The following is a 4866-nucleotide window of genomic DNA, read 5'->3' on the forward strand; positions in this document are numbered from 1 at the left end:
GACTCCCGCAAGCCGCCCCGGCCTGCGCCCGCTACGAACCCGCCGCCAAGTTGGATTGCCAGACGTGCGGCGCCTGCTGCCGGGAGGCTTATGATTCGGTGGAAATCTCGGCCCGCGAGCCGGTGAACAAGCGCCATCCCGAGTTGGTCTTGAGCTTCGACACTCACCGCAAGCTGCGCCGCGACGGCAACCGTTGCGCGGCCCTGTCCGGTGGCCGCACGCCGCACGAAGCCTATGCCTGCACGATTTACGAGGACCGGCCCCGCACTTGCCGGGAGTTCACCTTGGGGAGTGAAAATTGTTTGGATGCGCGGCGGCGGGTGGGGTTATCGTTGTGAGGGTGGGTGGCCAATGGCGACGGGATTTTCCCTTGCGCTTAAAGCGGCGACCGATTATCAGGAGCGAAACGTGACGGCTTCCATTTTTCTGACCCGCGTGATTTTGCGCAATTACAAAAGCATCGCCGCTTGTGATGTGCGCTTGGGACCGCTCACCTACATGGTGGGCGCTAACGGTTCCGGGAAAAGCAATTTCCTTGATGCCTTGCATTTCGTGCGGGACGCTTTGGCGGGTTCGCTCGATAACGCATTGAATGAGCGCGGCGGTGATATACGGCACAAAGCTAATAACGACCCTGACGAGTTTGGTCTGCGTTTAGAGTTTAAGTTAAGTACCGGGCAAATAGGCCATTACGCATTTAGCATAGGCGGAATGGGGGTAGTGCGAACCGAAGAATGCGTGCTGCAAAACCAGAATGACAAACATTTTTTCAACCTTGAAAAAGGCATATTGAAGGCAACCAGCGAGCCGATATTTCCAGCGGTCACGCCAGACCGTCTGGCATTGGTGGGGGTATCAGGACTGACGGCCTTTCGCCCGGTTTATGACGCACTTTCCGCCATGTGCTTCTACAACTTCAATCCACATCTGATACGGGAATTGCAAAGACCTCAGGATGGCCGTTTTTTGAAGCCATTCGGAGAAAACATTGCCAGCGTCTGGAGGGTATTGCGGAATACCAAGCCGGACGCGCTAAAAACCATACAGGAGTATTTGCATAATGTGGCTTCGATGGTTGATAGCGTGGGAAGCGTTCCAGTGGGGCCGATGGAGTCGATGGTTTTTGCGCAAAAGCTAGATGGTCAGCCGTATCCCTGGAGGTTTAGCGCTATAGATATGTCCGATGGCACCCTGCGGGCGCTAGGCATATTGACGGCTTTGTTCCAAGGTAATCAGGATTATTCACCCTCGTTGATTGGTATCGAAGAGCCGGAAACCGCCCTGCATCCAGCGGCATCGGCGGCCTTGCGTGGCGCTTTGCAGCGGGCTTCGGAACAAACCCAGGTCATCGTCACCAGCCACAGCCCGGACTTGCTGGACGATCCAGACTTGCCCGCCGCATCCTTGCTGGCGGTGGTCGCCGAAGCTGGGGAAACCAAAATCGCGCCCGTGGATGAAGCTTCCCGCGACGCCCTGCGCGACCATTTGTTTTCAGCGGGGGAATTGCTGCGGCTCAATCAGTTGGCACCGGATCGAAAAATCTTGGACGAACTGAAAACCCGCCAGCCGGACCTGTTCGGGGAAAGCGTCCCATGACGTCCGTGGTGGCGATTGTCGAGGGCGATGGCGAAGTGCGGGCGTTCCCCGTGTTGTTGCGCCGTCTAGCCGCTTGGTTGTCACCGGATTTGTGGGTCGAAATACCGCCGCCGATCCGCGTGCGTCGTGACCGTTTTCTGAACCGTGACGAGGAGTTCCGGCGCATGTTGAAGTTGGCCGCCGGGAAATGCGGCGACTCGGGCTGGATTTTGGTTTTGTTGGACGCGGACGACGACTGTCCCGCCGAATTGGGCGCGGCTATATTGGACCGGGCACGGCGGGTGGTGCCGCATCGCCGGGTTTCCGTGGTGTTGGCGAATCGTGAATATGAAGCGTGGTTCATCGCCGCCGCCGCGTCGCTGGATGGCAAGCGCGGGTTTGTGCTTCCGGCTAATGTGCCGGTCGAGGCCGAGCGCAACCGGGATGCGAAAGGCTGGCTCAAACAGCACAAGACGGATCGTTGCTATGATGAAACCACCGACCAACCCGCTTTTTCCCAGATCATGAGCCTTGAACAGGCCCATGGAAACAGCCGGTCCTTTCGCAAGCTGTGCCAGGAATGGCAAAGACAGTGCGATTTCGTATGAAAATCCACAGCCTGCTTGTCCCGGCCTTTCTGCTTGGCTTGATGTCCGCCCGCCTAGCCCACGCCGCCGACCCCAGCCTATCCCTGCCGGAGCCAGACCGGCGCATGATCGACCGGAGCCTCGGCAAGGGCGTGGTCGGTCAGGCCGTTCCCGCGCCAGTGATCGACAGCCCGGCCAAATATTTCAGATTGGCGCCCAGCGTCGGCACCTTCCAAATCGTCCACGGACCCGGCACCGGCCACCGGGAATCCTTCCGCCTAGCCGCCCGGCCCTATCAACACGGCAAGCACGGCGGCTGGACTTATCAAACCGGCGAGCAGGAAATAGGCTTTCTTGAGGTCCAGCCCGACGGCGGTTTCGTCCTGACTGGCGTGGAGGAAATCCCGGACCAGGCCATCACCCGCTACGAACCCGCCGAACCCATGCTGCTGAAAGGCATCGCCCCCGGCGAGGAGCGGCGGTCGCGCATGTCGGTGCGGGTCTACGACGCCGATGACCCGGACGAAGTGAAACACGAGGGCGTGTTATCGGTGCATCACCGCTATCTCGGCGCCTACCGGCTCACCGTTCCAGCGGGCACCTATGACGCCGTGGCGATGAAATCGACCTTCAGCGGCCATGTCGGCCCGGCGGAATTGGAGGACACCCAGTACCGCTTCTTCTCCCGCGAGGCCGGGCTGGTGGCGGCCATCGAATACCGGCACGTTTCGGCCTTCCTGCTGTACAACGCGGACACCAAGGTCGGGAAGGTGCTGGTGGAGCCAATACACTGACCCGGCCTTCGGGCGGTGTAAACTTCATCGTCTCCGTCCCTATCGAAATGGCTCCCCATGACCCTGCAAGAATTACTCGCTGGACTCGACGCCCATCCCCTCCCGGTTCTGACTTATTTCACCGCGCTGCCCGGCTTGGTCTGGCTGGGCGGACGGCTGCACGGACAGGGCGCCCCCGTCTACGACTCCCCCGTGCGTTGGCTCTATTCCGTCGTGCTGTATGGCGTCTGCCTGCCGGGCATCATCGCCGCCGTGGCCTTCGCGGATACCCTGGCCCATGGCCGCTTGATGCAGGCGGGCGTGCTGTCGCAATTGCTGCCGCTGATTTCCATGCTCGTCACCCTCGGACTCATCCGCCATCAGGCCAATCCCGAACACATCCCCGGCTTCCGCCGCATGACCGGCTTCATGCTGCTGCTGGTGTTCACTTCGCTGGGGATTTTCCTGCTGATGCGGACCCGTGTGTGGATTTTCTTCGGCGGCGGCATCGGAACCCTGTTCATCGCCATGGGCGTGCTGTTCCTGCTGCTGAAATGGGCGTTCGACCGGGCGTTTGGGGCCGGGCGGTGAGCGCTGGCTCACTCAGGAGGGGGGCGGTGGTGGGAGTGGGCTTCACCACGATTGGGCTTGATTGTCGCGGGCTGAAGCCCGCTCCCACGAGCTTATTTCCCGGCCTCGACCAGATTCAACACGCGGATATATTCCCCCGGCGCTTCCCGGCTGGAGCCCACCACCAAGCGCCGCTGGCCTGCCGCCGTCTCCTCCACTATCCCGGCGATTTCTATCCTTTCCCCGGCCTCCGCCTGACCCGCGTAGGTGTGGGTGAAGCTCAGCGCTTCCGTGATGTCCGGGTGATCCAGCCGGTACGCCGCCGGGTGGTCGTAGGCGTGGCGGGCGTCGTCCACCACGGCGCGTAACGTGGTCCGGCCCAGCTTCCGCACGGGTTCCACATCGTGCGGCGCGTCTTCGCCGGTTAGGGTGATGTCGAACTTGGTGCCGTCGATCAAGCCCTTGTTGAACTTGCGCCGCTCGTGCCACAGGTATTCTTCGAAGCTCAAGGCGCAGCCGCGCCGGTCGTAAGCCTCGCGCCAGGCGGCTTCATCCAGATTTGCCAGTTCGCCCGCTTCAATGAGTGCGTGAACCAGGCGCCGTGCCTGGAAAAACGCTTCCCGCCCGTAAATCACGAAATCCAGGTCCGACGCCGCCGTCTGCGCCCCGAGCAGCAACGAGCCGGTCAGCCCCAGCCGCGCCAAATCCAATCCGTGATCCGCCATGAGCCGCAGCCAGCGGGCGGCCTTGGCTTCGATGGCGTCGCGGGCCGATGTCGCCAGCAATTCCCGCACCCGCTCCCGTGGCTGGTAATGGCGGCGGATGCGCTCTGTCGGCACGCCGTGTAGGCTGGCTTCCAGGCGCTTCGAGGTGAACAAGTAAGCGGGCGCGTGGGCCGCGAGGCTGGCTTGGGCCGCTGCCGTGCCGAGTTTCCTCAAGCGGCCATCCCGCCGGACATAGCGCAGGAAGCACAGCACCCGCCCGTCCTCCGGGCAGGTGTCCACCACGGCGAAAATGAAGCCTTCGGATGTTTCGATGAAGTCGCGAGGCAGATAAATCGGGCGCATGGGTGGCTATTATCCGGCTGGGTCGGTTTGATGTTTGGGCGTTGGCCCGGCCAATTTTGTAGCGGAACCGGGCCGGAAGCTAGCTGCCGGAGCGGGTGGTTCATCGGCTACAATCCTGCGGCGGCGGTTGGCGCCGCGCCTTTTGTTGTGACGAGACGCCCCATGTCGAAAGCCTTTTGGCAAACCAAATCCCTGGCCGAATTGGCCGACCACGAGTGGGAGAGCCTCTGCGATGGCTGCGGGCGTTGCTGCCTCCACAAGCTGGAGGACGAGGACACGGGCGAACTCTTGTTC

Annotated in this window: 6 protein-coding genes and 1 pseudogene; 6 read left to right on the top strand and 1 reads right to left on the bottom strand. The window is 61.7% G+C overall.

The features are described 5' to 3' along the window. From ACXWUF_RS18715 to ACXWUF_RS18735, 5 genes are all read left to right on the top strand, one after another. Positions 1-338 (top strand): YkgJ family cysteine cluster protein (locus ACXWUF_RS18715; RefSeq protein ID WP_458496112.1); only part of this gene is annotated, 338 nt, incomplete at its 5' end. Positions 339-351: 13 nt separating this feature from the next. Then, on the top strand, positions 352-1596 hold the full coding sequence (locus ACXWUF_RS18720) for an AAA family ATPase (RefSeq protein WP_458496113.1): 1245 nt from the start codon (positions 352-354) through the stop codon (positions 1594-1596). Further along, complete coding sequence (locus ACXWUF_RS18725; RefSeq protein ID WP_458496114.1) at positions 1593-2183, top strand: DUF4276 family protein; 591 nt, start codon at positions 1593-1595, stop codon at positions 2181-2183. The genes ACXWUF_RS18720 and ACXWUF_RS18725 overlap by 4 nt, the downstream gene beginning before the upstream one ends. Next, positions 2180-2956: a hypothetical protein gene (locus tag ACXWUF_RS18730; RefSeq protein ID WP_458496115.1), complete on the top strand. Its 777-nt coding sequence runs from the start codon at positions 2180-2182 to the stop codon at positions 2954-2956. Before ACXWUF_RS18725 ends, ACXWUF_RS18730 begins: the two co-directional genes overlap by 4 nt. A gap of 57 nt (positions 2957-3013) precedes the next feature. After that, positions 3014-3526, top strand: coding sequence for a hypothetical protein (locus ACXWUF_RS18735; protein ID WP_458496116.1), 513 nt, complete (start codon positions 3014-3016; stop codon positions 3524-3526). Positions 3527-3618: 92 nt separating this feature from the next. On the opposite strand, the gene ACXWUF_RS18740 is transcribed toward ACXWUF_RS18735, so the two are convergent. Beyond that, positions 3619-4572, bottom strand: coding sequence for a nucleotidyltransferase domain-containing protein (locus ACXWUF_RS18740; protein ID WP_458496117.1), 954 nt, complete (start codon positions 4570-4572; stop codon positions 3619-3621). A gap of 162 nt (positions 4573-4734) precedes the next feature. Here ACXWUF_RS18740 and ACXWUF_RS18745 point away from each other — a divergent pair. Beyond that, a pseudogene (locus ACXWUF_RS18745) lies at positions 4735-4866 on the top strand (YcgN family cysteine cluster protein); the annotation flags it as partial.

The sequence above is a fragment of the Methylomagnum sp. genome, from assembly GCF_054333355.1.